The 13,806-nt window shown below is 54.0% G+C and carries 13 protein-coding genes; 8 read left to right on the top strand and 5 right to left on the bottom strand.

Annotation, left to right across the window (positions count from 1 at the left end):
* Positions 1-40: 40 nt before the first annotated feature.
* The 3 genes from AADW57_RS10025 to AADW57_RS10015 all read right to left on the bottom strand — a co-directional run bounded on the left by AADW57_RS10025 (position 41) and on the right by AADW57_RS10015 (position 2,921).
* A complete protein-coding gene (locus AADW57_RS10025; protein ID WP_341666754.1) occupies positions 41-976 on the bottom strand; it encodes a MipA/OmpV family protein in 936 nt (311 codons plus the stop codon).
* A 71-nt stretch (positions 977-1,047) separates the two neighbouring features.
* Complete coding sequence (locus tag AADW57_RS10020) at positions 1,048-2,232, bottom strand: sensor histidine kinase (RefSeq protein ID WP_341666753.1); 1,185 nt, start codon at positions 2,230-2,232, stop codon at positions 1,048-1,050.
* Positions 2,229-2,921: a response regulator gene (locus tag AADW57_RS10015; RefSeq protein WP_341666752.1), complete on the bottom strand. Its 693-nt coding sequence runs from the start codon at positions 2,919-2,921 to the stop codon at positions 2,229-2,231. Before AADW57_RS10015 ends, AADW57_RS10020 begins: the two co-directional genes overlap by 4 nt.
* Positions 2,922-3,177: 256 nt before the next feature.
* Between AADW57_RS10015 and AADW57_RS10010 the strand changes: the two genes are divergently transcribed.
* Genes AADW57_RS10010 through AADW57_RS10000 form a run of 3 tightly spaced genes read left to right on the top strand, consistent with a single transcriptional unit; the run spans position 3,178 to position 6,819 of the window.
* Complete coding sequence (locus AADW57_RS10010) at positions 3,178-4,443, top strand: aminotransferase class I/II-fold pyridoxal phosphate-dependent enzyme (protein WP_341666751.1); 1,266 nt, start codon at positions 3,178-3,180, stop codon at positions 4,441-4,443.
* A 13-nt stretch (positions 4,444-4,456) separates the two neighbouring features.
* A complete protein-coding gene (locus AADW57_RS10005) occupies positions 4,457-5,578 on the top strand; it encodes a GNAT family N-acetyltransferase (RefSeq protein WP_341666750.1) in 1,122 nt (373 codons plus the stop codon).
* Positions 5,575-6,819: an MFS transporter gene (locus AADW57_RS10000; RefSeq protein ID WP_341666749.1), complete on the top strand. Its 1,245-nt coding sequence runs from the start codon at positions 5,575-5,577 to the stop codon at positions 6,817-6,819. Before AADW57_RS10005 ends, AADW57_RS10000 begins: the two co-directional genes overlap by 4 nt.
* A gap of 101 nt (positions 6,820-6,920) precedes the next feature.
* Here the strand turns inward: AADW57_RS10000 and AADW57_RS09995 are convergent, their stop codons facing one another.
* A complete protein-coding gene (locus AADW57_RS09995) occupies positions 6,921-7,835 on the bottom strand; it encodes a LysR family transcriptional regulator (protein WP_341666748.1) in 915 nt (304 codons plus the stop codon).
* Between the two features lie 106 nt (positions 7,836-7,941).
* On the opposite strand from AADW57_RS09995, the gene gstA reads away from it, so the two are divergent.
* Genes gstA through AADW57_RS09980 form a run of 3 tightly spaced genes read left to right on the top strand, consistent with a single transcriptional unit; the run spans position 7,942 to position 9,197 of the window.
* Complete coding sequence (gstA, locus tag AADW57_RS09990) at positions 7,942-8,550, top strand: glutathione transferase GstA (protein WP_341666747.1); 609 nt, start codon at positions 7,942-7,944, stop codon at positions 8,548-8,550.
* 45 nt (positions 8,551-8,595) lie between these two features.
* Entirely contained in the window at positions 8,596-8,811 is a 216-nt protein-coding gene (locus AADW57_RS09985; protein ID WP_341666746.1) for a tautomerase family protein, read from the top strand.
* Positions 8,808-9,197 carry a nuclear transport factor 2 family protein gene (locus tag AADW57_RS09980; RefSeq protein WP_341666745.1) on the top strand — a complete coding sequence of 130 codons (390 nt, stop codon included), beginning with the start codon at positions 8,808-8,810 and terminating at the stop codon, positions 9,195-9,197. Before AADW57_RS09985 ends, AADW57_RS09980 begins: the two co-directional genes overlap by 4 nt.
* A gap of 112 nt (positions 9,198-9,309) precedes the next feature.
* Here AADW57_RS09980 and AADW57_RS09975 read toward each other — a convergent pair whose 3' ends face one another.
* Positions 9,310-10,221 (bottom strand): LysR family transcriptional regulator, encoded by a 912-nt coding sequence (locus AADW57_RS09975; RefSeq protein WP_341666744.1) that lies wholly within the window; start codon positions 10,219-10,221, stop codon positions 9,310-9,312.
* A 111-nt stretch (positions 10,222-10,332) separates the two neighbouring features.
* On the opposite strand from AADW57_RS09975, the gene metE reads away from it, so the two are divergent.
* Complete coding sequence (gene metE, locus AADW57_RS09970) at positions 10,333-12,630, top strand: 5-methyltetrahydropteroyltriglutamate--homocysteine S-methyltransferase (RefSeq protein ID WP_341666743.1); 2,298 nt, start codon at positions 10,333-10,335, stop codon at positions 12,628-12,630.
* Positions 12,631-12,805: 175 nt separating this feature from the next.
* The gene (locus tag AADW57_RS09965) at positions 12,806-13,783 is read left to right on the top strand and encodes a DUF1852 domain-containing protein (RefSeq protein WP_341666742.1); all 978 of its coding nucleotides are present in this window, start codon (positions 12,806-12,808) and stop codon (positions 13,781-13,783) included.
* The last annotated feature ends 23 nt before the right edge of the window (positions 13,784-13,806 follow it).

Here is a 13,806-nt window from a genome sequence, read left to right as displayed (position 1 = left end):
GTGTTGGTGACCAGAGAGATAAATGAGGCAGCGCTGGCACTTAAAAAGCGTAGTGCAGTGTGGCAAAGCCGATCACGTTTGTGTTTCGTTCTACGATGGGGCTTTGTCGCGCCTTATTACTGAATTGCATGGCATTCACTCCCATGGAAAGTGTCCAGTGTGGGTCAAAGTCGTGATGCCAATCTGCGGATACGGAGTAGGCGTAAATTCCTGACTGGATGGCAAAGCGGGGAAATCGGGATGTCTGTGATTGGTCGTCACTGACGCCAAAGTATGTACGGTTGTATTGAGCGTCACCGGCATGGATATGCACGCCTAGCGTGATCGCATCATTGTTTTTTTCCAGCAGGGTGGCTTCCAACCCCAAACGGTAGCGGTTTCCGCGATGATGGCCGGCAAGGCGAAATTCAGCTTCGCCATTTATTGATAGCCATGATGTTAGTTCCTGAGCGACGAGCAAATTGGCCGTGGTAGCGCCTTTGACTTCACCCATGCCCCGCAACTTTCTTGAGCCGGGGCGCCAGTGGCTGTTTTTTTCGCTCCGACCGAAGTCATACGCGATGGCCAGGCTGGCATACAGGCCATTGCTTGTTAAATATTCCGCGCCGACACCCCGTACCGTATCAAGGAAGAAAACGCCTCGATAAAGGCTGAGCGTGGGAAAGGGTATCCATCGCATCTCTTTTGCTCCGAGATGGCGAGGGGCATAGGTCATACCGAGTCCAACGGTAAGCTCCGTTTGTTCACCCAGGGCAGGCAGGAGTTTTGTTTCTTGGGCTTGAGTAGGCAGGCTGGCAGCTGCAAGCAGCAGGCAGGTCACCTTGGCTATAAGGCGAGTGAGAGTAGGCGGCAAGGCAGACATGGCGCTCATTTTTTCCGTGTTGATATAACGGTAGTTGAGCAGCTTACTGACAAGATTCAGTTCAGAAAGTATGAAGGCTCTGCCAAGAAACAGCGTGGCTGGGCTTGCACGCACGTGCTTTGCTTGGGTGCACGATCATCAAGTGCTCTTGATCGGGACGGCAAGAGTCTGTTTGTGTACTGATATTAAAGGGGAATGTCGATTCGTATGTGTCCGCCACCCATGTCCCGGTTCTGGACATGTAGCTCCCCTCCGTGGGCCAGGCAGATAGCGACGGCCACGGATAAGCCAAGGCCGCTACCGCCAGCATGGCGTGAGCGTGAATGCTCTGCACGCCAGAATCGGTCGCAGACGCGCTGTAATTGTTCGGGCGTGAACCCAGGACCGGCATCTTCGATATCGATGAGAATTCGGTTGTTCTGCTTTTGAGCGCGCAAGGCAAGGTAGCCGCCCTGCGTGGCATAGCGCAGGACATTATCGATAAGAATGGAGAGCACCTGGCCGGCCCGATCCCGGTCAGCATGCAGTATCAGGTTTTCTGGGCAATCCACTGTCACCTGCATGGGGTGCTGTTGCAAGCGTGGTGCTGCCCAGGCCACACGTTCTTCGATCAGTGGCTTGAGCGGAAAGCGGGATGGCACCAGGACAAGCTGGCCAGCGGTTGCCAGGGACAAGAGGTGCAAGTCGTCAATCAGGCGATTGAGCTGATCGAGCTGGCGCATGATGGTCCCCAGGTGCTGTGGGGATGTTTCAAATACACCGTCCAGTAAGGCTTGTAATCGTCCCTTGGCGGCAGTCAGCGGGGTGCGTAGTTCGTGTGCAACGGCTACGCTCGATGCTTGTAGCTCGCGTTCTTGGCGTTCCAGGCGTTCAGCCATGTGATTGAAATCTGCTATCAGGGTGCGTAAAGCAGCCGGTGTTCGTGTCGCGATTTCTGCTCTTGATTGAAAGTCCCCTTCAGCAATGTTTCTAGCGGCTACAGCGACGGCACTGAGCTGGCATGATAGCCGCAGGGAGACCCACACTCCGCCACCGATGATCAGCGGCAGGGCAATCAGCACCAGTCCTGTGAACCAGAGCAAGTCCGCCCGCAAGACTTCAGGCGTGAAATAGTCTCCATACAGATATTGGCCATAGATCTGGCGTAGCCGCTCGGCATTTTCGCTTGGCTCGGCTTCCAGGCGCTGTAATTCCAGTTGCACGGAGGTGGGCATATCGCTGCGTAGTTTGCCTTCCCACCAAAAGAAGCGTAACCACATGCCGCTTCCAACCAGCAGGATGGCGGCCATGGCCAGCCCGATCATGCGGGCACTGATCCATTGCCACAGAGGGCGCACGCCGCTGGGTATATCTGGCTTGCGCGTATTCATGCTGGATTGCAGAAACGGTAGCCCAGACCTCGGACGGTCAGTAAAACATCCTTGATACCTGCGCGATTGAGTTTGCGTCGCAGATTGTAGAGGTGTGCATCCACGACGCGTTCCATCGCGCCGCTTTCGGGCAAGCAACTGGCTAGCAGTTCAGCCCGTGAGTACATACGAGCGGGGGTGGACATCATCATGACCAGTAGGTTCAGCTCGGTTCGGGTCAGATCCAGCGGCTGGAGTGTGCCGTCGACTTCTAGTGACGCGAGTGCTGCATCCTGATCCACACTTAATTTGTTGTGCCGCAATATTTTGGCGTGTCGTTGACCTGCGCCACGCCATCGTCGCAATACCGCGTGTACCCGTGCGACGACTTCTCCCGGGTTATATGGCTTGATGACGTAATCATCGGCACCATAGAGCAAGGAGTTGATGCGGTTGGGTTCGTGGTTGATGGCGGTGACCATGATGATTGGTGTGGCTGAATGCTGACGTATGGCCGTCAGAATCTCGTTGCCGCTCACGCCCGGCAACATGATATCGAGCAGCACGATATCGGGGCGCCAGCGTACATGCAACTCCATGGCCTGGTGGCCTTCTGCAGCATGCAAGGTCTCGAAGCCATCGCGGCGTAAATAGGCCTCTAGGACCTCCGCTCCGTCAAAGTCATCTTCGACAATTAATACACGTCCCATGCTCACCAGCATTCTCCTTCATGAAATCTTGATGGATTCTTGAGCATTGCTTGATGTTGCAATGCAACGATGACTTCACTTCTCCCAAGTGGCAGTCGGCAGTAAGAATGGCAATGAAGGGTAGGCAGACGGTCATTATAGAGAAGAGGGCGGCCTAATTCAATTCGTGCTTATTGTCAATAGCTGGCAGGCGGGCTTGTGCACGGGACACGGGATGGGGCGGATGTTTACCTACTATTGCTAAGGAAGAGATTTCATGGGAACTGTGGCACAGCTAGATCGTTGGGGCTTTAAGCGTTTCGTCGAATCGTCCGTGACTGAAGGGTTTTTACGAGAGCCTGTCATCATGCAAGGCATGTCGGGGCCCCGTATTGTTCGTAACGGCAAGCCGTACATCAATTTTTCCGGCATCAATTATCTGGGTTGGCAACAGGATGAATCGATACTTGATGCGTTTTGTGAATCCATCCGGCGCTATGGTTTGTCAACCGGCGGCTCAAGGGCCACACAGGGGATTTGCGAGCCACATTGGCGTCTGGAACAACTGCTCAGCGCCCATCATGGTAAAGAGAAAACGCTGAGCTTTGCCTCGGGTATGTTGGCCAATATTGGTTTTATCAATGCCATCACCGCGAAGTTCAATTTTTCATCCCGCACGGGTATTGATAACCGCGATGCTGTATTGATTTTTGATCGGGATTGCCATTGGAGCTTGTGGAAAGCCGCTGCCCACCTGAAATACGGTGAATCTCTGTTGTCCTTCAAGCATAACGATGTCGCCGATCTCCAGCGTGTCCTGCACAGTCTTCAGGGGCGTAAAGCGGTTGTGGTGTTTGAAAGTATCTATTCTTCCGATGGCAGCGTGGCTCCGATTGGGGCAATTTTGGATGTGTGTGCGAATCAAGGGGCCTTAAGCTTTATTGATGATGCTAATGGTTTCATGGTGTACGGCACGCCGGAGCGTCCTTTTTATGAAGAATTCCAACATTTGCCTCGTGCCGACTTCATTATGGTTTCGCTGTCGAAATCAGTCGGTCTGGAGGGAGGGGCGATCAGTGCCAAGGCTGAATACATTGATGCATTCGAGGTGCTGAGCGGAACCTCTATCTTTACGGCGGCCATTCAGCCGCCGACCGCCGAGGTGGCGGCGGCGCTGGTCAAACGGCTCCAGGAAGAGCCTGGCATCATGAACGCATACTTGGCACGCTGCCAGGATTTTCGGCAAAGATTGTTGCGTGCGGGGCTGGAGCTGAATGAGACGCCGTCCTACATCACCTCTGTGCTGATTGGCAGTGACAGCAAAGCGGAGCAGGTGCGCGAGGAGCTTGAAAAAGAAGGTTTTTGCGTTCCCATTTTTCGTTATCCCGCTGTCAAGCCCAATCAAGCATTGATTCGTTTGATTCTTCACCGCCAACATACCGATGCGGAAATCGAGCGCTTTGCGCAGTGCCTGGAAAACACACTGGGCATCCCCGCTGAGTCTGATCTTATCGAGAAGCCCGTATTGGTAGCGGCGAAATAGGCGGGGCGTTGACATGGCAAGCATGGAACGGTCTTTGCAGGCGGCTGCCGTGGTGGGGAACGCCACTCATTTGTCTGTCTCTGAAGCCGAGATACAGATTAAGGACTCCATTCTTGCGATTGATCAGCAAGCATGGAATCACTTATGCCGACCACAGCAGTTTATGCGACATGAGTATCTCCGTGCTCTTGAAGCAAGTGATCTGGATTGTCAGTATGCGTACGCCTTGGCTTTTGTGGGAGGGGAGCTGGTTGGCATTGCGCTTGCCACCACATGGCGCATTGCTGTCACACGAAAGTTGTCGTTTCGTGTGACCACGATGGGAACACCGGTTAATACGGGTTTGCCTCTGGCTGTACTTGTACGTTCTGATCTGGTCGACCTACCGTCCTTGCTTGTCACCGCACTTCAGAAGTTTTCCGCCTCTCAGGGTATTCGGCTGTTTATTGGTCGAGATTTCCCTGAGCCAGACTATGTGCAACGTCTTGCGTTGGAGAAGTTGTACAACTGCGCTTATTTAGATTTATGTTGGGATACTTTTGAGCAATATCTATCGCAGCACCCAAAACGCAAGGGCATCCGACGAGATCTTCGATCCTTGGAGAAAGCGGGCTATCAGCTTGAAATTCGCAAAGGAGTACCGCTTTCTTCTGTCGAAGCACATCGTATCCATGAGCTCTGGTTGCAACTGTACAGCAAGCATCAGTCGCCCGACCAAATCAAGGTCAGCCAGGATTTTTTCATGCAACTCAGCCTGCTTCCCCACTCGGTATACCTGCTTTTGAAGAAAGAGGATCGAATCGACGCCTTTGACCTCTGCTTCGTGTTGGGAGATCAATTGGAGTCGACATATTGTGGCGTCGATCTGACCGTGACCAAGCGATTATCTGTTCATCGGGCCATGGGCTATCACATTGTTCGGTATGCTCTCGAAGAAAAACTGCGGTGTATTAATTTTGGTATTTCCAATGAACAAGGCAAAGTGGAAATGGGATGCCGGCTGAATGTTCGTTATGCATGGCTGGTCGCCAGTCCTGCCTGGCTGGGTTTGATGTTACGGCCACTGTTGCGCCGCTTTGTGCTTGAACAAGGGGGGAGCAGGGGGCAAGGCGCTGCTAAAGGGGCCTCTGCATGAGCTCATTGGTACAGACAAGACGCAGCGGGTTTTGGGGCCTTGCTGCTTTGCAGTTCCTTATTTCGTTTGCGGACTGGATGTTGCTTGTCTTGCTGCAGATTATTATCTTCGATTTGACGCATTCGGCTTTCAACATCATGTTGCTAGTGGTGTGCGAGTTGATTCCCATGCTGGTGTTGGGGGCCTGGGCAGGAGCAATCACGGACCGGGCAAATCTTCGCAAAACCCTGGTGTGGGCCTTGGTAATGCGTCTGTTGATTACGATGGCATTATTGTTTGCCGCGCTGCGGCAAGAGCTGATTGCGCTGTTTCTGGTGGCGGCCTTGGGAGCCGCTTGTAATCGTTTTTTTGTACCGGCAGCCAGTGCACTTTTGCCTAGCTTGGTCACAGCAGCAAGACTTCCTGCTGCGAACAGTATTGTTATGGCGGCACGTATGTCAGGTATGGCCGTGGGAACCTTGATGGCTGGGGTCGTGACCAGCCACTATGGTCAGGATATTGCTGTGTTGCTGATCGGTGCCTTACTTTTGTTGGCCGCCTGTTTATGTTTTTTGCTGCCCAGAACACCTTCCTTAAAGCCGGAAGATGCGACCAAGCAAAATTTGTGGGTGGATTTGTGCTTGGCTTTGTCCCGTTATGGCTCCTCCCTGGTGCTGCCAATGTCTGCCAGCATATTGGTTATGTTGGCATTGGGAAGTTTTGAAGTTCTGGCCTTGCTCTATATCGTCCAGGTGTTGGCAAGGCCATCTGCGGATGTAGGCATTTTATTTGCGGCCTATGGGACGGGTATGTTGGCAGGCTTGGCGATGGCGTCCTGGAAACGGTTGATGCCGCGCTATCCTTTGTGGATAGGGATCAGCTTGTTCTTGATGTGTCTGGCTATTTGGGGCTTGTCGAGAATATTTGTGCTTGAGCAGGCCTTGCCGCTGGTGATGTTAGCGGGGCTGGCGGAAGGCTTGGTCATCACCTTGAGTCTGTTGCGCATTTATCAACAGGTAGCCGGTGAGTTTTATGCCAGGGTGATCGGACTGTTGGATACCGGTACCGGCGCGGCATTTCTTGTGTCTGTCATGCTGACCGGGATGATTGCAGATCGATACCCGGCAGGTGTTTTACTGAGTGGATTGGCATGGATACTAATTGGCCTGTTTGTGCTCGGTTTGGTTCTGTTGCCGTACTGGCTTAAAGCGGACGTGAGCCTGGGGTCTGAGGCGAGGGAGGCTGACGAGCCAACTTTATGAAGGCCGATTGGTTTAAGTCAGGCCTCGATAGCGACCTTTTCAGTCAGCGGCCGATAGTAGTGTTTTTTGGCTTGCGCAGGGGGGATTACCCAAGAATCCAATTATGCAGCCCCTAATTTTTCCAGCAGAAAGTCAATCACGACGCGCAGCCGCAGTGGCATGTGGCGGTTGGCGGAGTAGATCAGTGAGAATGGGCGGGATGCGCCTGCATAGTCGGGTAACAGCTCTACCAAGCGGCCTGTGCGCAGATCGTTATCCACTAAAAATCGGTATGTCTGCGCGATGCCTGCACCATGGCGCGTCAAGGTGACGGGGCCAAGAATGTCTTCATGGCACTGCAATCCCGTGGTGATGGAGTGTTCCAGTTTTTGTTTGCCGTGCGTGAACAGCCAGGGCACGGGCAGGCCGCTGCTGGGCAGGATGAACTGTATGCATTCGTGCTGTTGCAAATCTGCTGGGGTAGTGGGGGCGTTGCGTCCTTGCAGGTATTGGGGTGCAGCGACGATCACCAGCGGCGCGTCTTCTAGCTTGCGGGCGATGAGGCCCGAGTCTGCTGGTACACGGGCGCGAATGGCCAAATCGAAGTTGTCCGCCACAAAGTCGATGTTTTGGTTGGACAGGTGCAGATCGAGCGAGATCTGCGGGTAGCGGTTTCGCAACTGCGCGATTAGCGGAAGGATGCGGTAGTGTCCGTACGAGGTGGGTAAGCTTATCCGTAGCTTGCCCGAAGGCTGGGTTTGTCCGCCAGACACTTCTCGCTCGGCCTCTGCCAGCACATCCAGTGCGCGTCGGCATTCTGCCCGGTAGCGCTCGCCGGCGCTGGTCAAACGTACTTGACGCGTTGTGCGATGAAATAGCCGTACACCCAGCCGCGCCTCCAGTCTGGCGATCGAGCGACTGACGGCAGCGGCGGTCAGTCCGGCATGATGGGCTGCGGAGGAAAAGCCGCTATGGTCGGCTACCAGACAAAAGAGCTCAATGCTGCTGAGGTGCAGGCCTTCAAACTTTCTGTTCATTGTTGATTTGTATGTAATAAATAAAGTGAACTCTTGTCAGTTTATTGACTGGGGCGTGTTTAGTACAGTTCATTCCATGCCAATTTTTTTGACTGGAGTGCAAACCATGAAGCTGTATTACTCACCCGCCGCCTGCTCCCTGGCCCCCCATATTGTGCTGCGCGAAGCGGGCCTGACTTTTCATTTGGAGCTGGTGGATACCGCTCGGCACCAGACGGCAGGGAACGCCGATTATTACGCCATCAACCCCAAAGGCATGGTGCCGGTGCTGGAGCTTGCCGATGGTACGCGACTGACAGAGGGGCCGGTTATTGCCCAGTACATCGCCGACCAAGCCAACGCTACCACCCTGATGCCCGAAGCGGGCAGCATGCAGCGCTATCGGGTGATGGAATGGCAAAACTACATCACCAGTGAGCTGCACAAGTCGTTTACTCCGCTGTTCCACAACGATGTGGATGCTGTAGCCAAGACGGCGTTGGCTGGGGTGTTGCGCAAGAAGCTGGAATGGCTGAATGATCAATTGGCGCATGGCCACTATCTGACGGGCGAGGCTTTTACCGCGGCGGATGCTTACCTGTTCGTGGTGCTGGGCTGGGCCAAGTTTGTGAGCCTGGATATAAGTGATCTGATCCATCTGCAAGGGTTCATGCAGCGGGTTCAGGCCCGCCCAGCGGTTCGCCAAGCCATGCAGGCCGAAGGGCTGCGGGTTTGATTGTTTGTTGTTTTGTTCTTAGATACCCTTGTTATTGGAGTCACTATGCCCTATGTCAACATACAAATCACCCGTGAAGGCGCTACGGCGGCACAGAAGGCGGAGCTGATTCGCCGCACGACCGTCATGCTGGAGGAGGTGTTGAACAAGAACCCAGCCACGACCTTCGTGGTGATACAGGAGATCGAAACCGGCGACTGGGGCGTCGGCGGCGAGACGGTTACCGAGCGACGCGCACGTGAAGCACAGGTGCAGCGATGAACCCGCATGTACAAGACTTTTCGGACATCTGCGATGTGCTGCAGCATTACTTTGATGGGCTGTATTACGGTGATCTGACACGTTTGGCGCAGGTTTTTCATCCGCAGGCCCTTTATGCGACGGCTGTGCCGCACGAGCCCCTGATCCTGCACATGGAGGCTTACTTTGACGTAGTCAAAAATAGGCCGTCACCCGCATTCAAGAATGAGGCGCGGATCGACGAGGTGCTAAGCATCGAGCGTGTCGGTCCGGTTACCGCCCTTGCCAAGGTGCGCTGTGCCATTGCAGACAAGCGCTTTGTGGATTTACTAAGTCTGGTAAGGACGGAGGGGCGTTGGCAAATTATGGCCAAGGTCTTTCATTACGAGCTTGGGGCCGTGGCGTAGTCATGGTGGGTACGGCGCAGAAGCAGTGTCGCGCTACCAGTCGAGCAGGGCGTGCCGTAAAGTGCATGACCCGCGCCGGTAGCTCTGCCGCTTGCGGTGCCGCCCACCGTCTTTATGCTGTACTGCTTTGCGAAAGCGCCAGGGAAGGGTTGCGGGCCAGTTCTACGAAGGCCCGCACATAGTCGATAGACGTGTCCGTTTCGCGTGATCCCAGGTAGATGTGTTTGGCAATGCCTTGCTTGCCCAGGCGCACCGGGACGATGTCCAGTTTTTCTGCGTATTCTTGTACCAGCCAGCGCGGCAGGGCGGCGACGCCGCGGCCGCTGGCGACCATTTGCAGCATGATGTCGGTGGTTTCGATGGTTTTGTGCCGTCGGGGGGCGATGCCGGCGGGCAGCAGAAACTGGTTGTAGATGTCCAGTCGATCTATATCCACCGGGTAGGAGATCAATACTTCCCGGTCTATGTCTTGCGGCTTGGCGTAATCCACGCGAGCCAGGGCGTGGCTTTTGTTGACCACCAGTACTTGTTCGTAGTCAAAGACGGGTTCGAAGGTCAGGCCGGGTTTGTAGAGCGGGTCGGGAGTGACAAGCAGGTCGATTTCGTAGCCAAACAGCGCGCCTATGCCGCCGAACTGGAACTTCTGTTTGACATCCACATCCACATCGGGCCAAGCGCTTAAATAGGGCGAGACGATTTTGAGCAGCCATTGGTAGCAGGGGTGGCATTCCATGCCGATGCGCAGGGACCCGCGTTCGCCTTGGGCGAACTGGCCCAACCGCTCTTCGGCCAGGTCCAGTTGCGGCAGCACACGATTGGCCACGGCCAGCAGATACTGCCCGGCCTGGGTCAGTTGCAGGCTGCGGCCCTCGCGTCGCCAGATCTCGGTGCCCAGTTGCTGTTCCAGTTTTCTCATGGTGTGGCTGAGCGCGGACTGGGTAACATGCAGCACATTGGCGGCGGCGGTCAGGGACCCTTGTTTGTCGACTTGCTGCACAACGGCCAGGTGGATGCGTTCTAACATGATTGGTGAATAATATTCATGGATTTGTGAGATAAGACCATTTTACTTCATTGAATCGGCTTCCTACAATGCCAATCAGTCCCCACTTAACCGGCATTGAGAGAGCAGCACATGACGACGATTCATAACTTGGGTTTTCCGCGCATTGGTGCCAAACGTGAACTGAAGTTCGCTTTGGAATCCTATTGGAAGGGCGACTCCTCGCGTGATGAGTTGCAGGCTTTGGGCGCTGCGTTGCGTCAACGTCATTGGGAAAATCAGGCCGGACTGGATCTGGTGCCGGTAGGGGATTTTTCTTTTTACGATCAGGTGCTGGACACGAGTTTTATGTTGGGCAATCTGCCCGAGCGCGTGCAGGATTTTCATGGCGATGCGCTGGACAATTATTTTCGTGTCGCACGGGGGCGCTCGGCCAAGGGTCTGGACGATCACAGCGCATGCTGTGGCGGTGTGGCCGCGGGCGAAATGACCAAGTGGTTCGACACCAATTACCATTACATCGTCCCCGAATTTAAGGCCGATACCCAGTTCACGCTGGATGCGTCGCGTCTGCTGGAGCAACTGGCCCAGGCCAAGGCCCAGGGCGTGAATGCCAAGCCCGTGATTATCGGTCCGCTGACCTACCTGGCTTTGGGCAAGGCCAAAGATGACTCCAACAAGCTGGCTTTGTTGGAACGCGTGCTGCCTGTGTATGCGCAATTGCTCGATACGCTGTCCAGCCAGGGCGTGGATTGGGTGCAGGTAGACGAGCCCATTCTGGTGACCGAGCTGGATGCCGATTGGCAGCAGGCCTTCCGTACGGCCTATCAGTTCTTGAGTGCTGCCAAGGTCAAGCTGCTGGTGGCCACCTATTTTGGTCAGTTGCTGGAAAATGCAGAGCTGGCTGCTACCTTGCCCGTGGCCGGTTTGCATGTGGATGCCATCAATGACCGTGATGGCGTGCAATCCCTGATCGAGCGTTTGCCTGCGTACAAGGTCTTGTCCTTGGGCGTGATCAATGGCCGCAATATCTGGAAAACCGATTTGACGGCTGTGCTGGATTGGGTGGAGCCGTTAGCTCGGCAACTGGGCGATCGGCTCTGGATTGCCCCTTCGTGCTCTTTGTTGCATGTGCCCGTCGATCTGGATAGTGAACAACTGCTGGATGCCGATGTGAAATCGTGGCTGGCTTTTGCCTTGCAAAAGCTGGACGAACTGCGCGTACTGGGCCGCGCCTTGCGTGACGGCCGCGCTGCGGTTCAGGGCGAATTGGCTGCGAATGCAGCGGCTCTGGCGGCGCGCCGTACATCGGCGCGCGTGAATAAACCTGCTGTGCAGGCGGCGGTTGCCGCGATTACGGCTAGGCTGGGCCAGCGCAAGAGCGCCTATGCCCAACGAGCTGCCAAGCAAGCCGATTTCCTGAAGCTGCCCGCCTATCCCACCACGACGATCGGTTCCTTCCCGCAAACCGCAGAGATTCGCCGCGCACGCAGCGAATTCAAGGCCGGCCGCCTGGACCAAGCCGGGTATCTGGCCGTCATGCGGGCGCAGATCGCGCACAGCGTGCGTGAACAGGAAGAGCTGGGGCTGGATGTGTTGGTGCATGGCGAGGCCGAGCGCAACGACATGGTCGAGTACTTTGGCGAGCAACTGGATGGATACGCTTTTAGCCAGTTCGGGTGGGTGCAGTCGTATGGTTCGCGGTGTGTGAAGCCGCCCATTCTGTTTGGCGATATCAGCCGTCCCCGGGCCATGACGGTGGAGTGGATTACTTACGCGCAGTCTCTGACGAAAAAACCCATGAAGGGCATGTTGACGGGCCCGGTAACAATTTTGAATTGGTCGTTTGTGCGTGATGACCAGCCGCGTTCGGTTTCTTGTCTGCAATTGGCTTTGGCGATCCGCGAGGAAGTACTGGATCTGGAAAAAGCGGGCGTGCGCGTGATTCAGATCGACGAAGCGGCGCTGCGCGAAGGTCTGCCTCTGCGCAAATCGCAATGGCAGAGCTATCTGGATTGGGCAGTGGAAAGCTTTCGAATTACGGCCAATGGGGTTCAGGATCAGACGCAGATCCATACCCACATGTGCTATTCGGAGTTCAACGACATTATTGCGTCCATCGCCGGCATGGATGCGGATGTGATCACCATTGAAACCAGCCGTTCGGATATGGAGTTGCTTGATGCTTTCGAGAGCTTTCAATACCCCAACGAAATCGGCCCCGGCGTGTATGACATCCACTCACCCAATATTCCGACCGAGCAGCATATTGTCGCGTTGATGAGCAAGGCAGCCGAGCGCGTGCCCGCGCAGCGGCTGTGGGTGAATCCGGACTGCGGTCTGAAGACGCGTCAATGGAATGAGGTGATTCCGGCGTTGCGCAATATGGTGGCTGCCGCGAAGACCTTACGCGCAGGCTTTTTCCGGTAACCGTTTTGTGATCGAGTTTTTTAAGATCCTGGCGTTGGTATTGAAAAAGCCTTGAATGTGCGCGGAATATGTACTGGATATGTTGATTTAATGGGCTGAATTTGATTTTTAAAAATAATAGATGGTTGTAGAAACAGATTCAGTTTTATATAAAAAATTAGGGAATAAAGTAAAAATGACTAAAGAATTTTCATTTAGTATAAAAACCATTCGTTTCGACGAAAACTATAGCCCATCAAGTAATACGCGCATTACTACCAACTTTGCTAATCTGGCAAGGGGCGAGAGTCGCCAGCAGAATCTGCGCAACACGCTGAAAATGATGGATAAACGGTTTAACAGTCTGGCCGATTGGGATAATCCCAATGGTGATCGTTATTCTATCGAGCTGGATATTATTTCGGTGGATGTGGATGTGGCAGGAAATGGCCATGCTTTCCCGACGATTGAGGTGCTGAAAACCAATATTCTTGACAGGAAAAACAATCAGCGTATTGAAGGGATTGTGGGGAATAACTTTTCTTCCTATGTGCGAGACTATGATTTCAGCGTCCTGCTGCTGGAGCACAATAAGGACAAGAACGGTTTCAGCACTCCGGAGGGTTTTGGCGATCTACACGGAAAGATGTTCCAGAGTTTTTTAAACTCCAGCGTTTACAAAGAGAATTTCGCCAAACAGCCAGTGATTTGTTTGAGTGTGTCAAGCAGCAAGGTCTATCACAGAACCGAAAATCGGCATCCTGTGTTGGGTGTTGAGTACCTGCAAAACGAGTTTTCTTCGACAGATGACTACTTTGCGAAGATGGGCCTGAAAGTGCGTTATTTTATGCCGCCAAACAGTGTTGCGCCTTTTGCTTTTTATTTCCGTGGTGATTTGCTGAGTGATTATTCTAATTTGGAATTGATCGGCACCATCAGTACGATGGAAACCTTCCAGAAAATCTACCGCCCCGAGATTTACAATGCGAATTCGGTGGCGGGGAAATGCTATCAACCGAGCCTGAAAAACCAGGATCACTCGGTCACGCAGATTGTCTACGACCGGGAAGAGCGTAGTCGCCTGGCCGTTGAGCAGGGCCGGTTTACTGAAGAAAATTTTATCAAGCCATACAAACACATTCTTGATCAATGGGCGGCCAGTTACGCTCTTTAATTAATCAAAAAAAGGTTGTTCAT

The organism is Alcaligenes sp. SDU_A2, from assembly GCF_038237375.1.
In the GTDB taxonomy this organism is placed as follows: Bacteria; Pseudomonadota; Gammaproteobacteria; order Burkholderiales; family Burkholderiaceae_B; genus Alcaligenes.
Note: the sequence above shows the minus strand (reverse complement) of the source record. Positions and strands in the feature narration are given on the sequence as shown.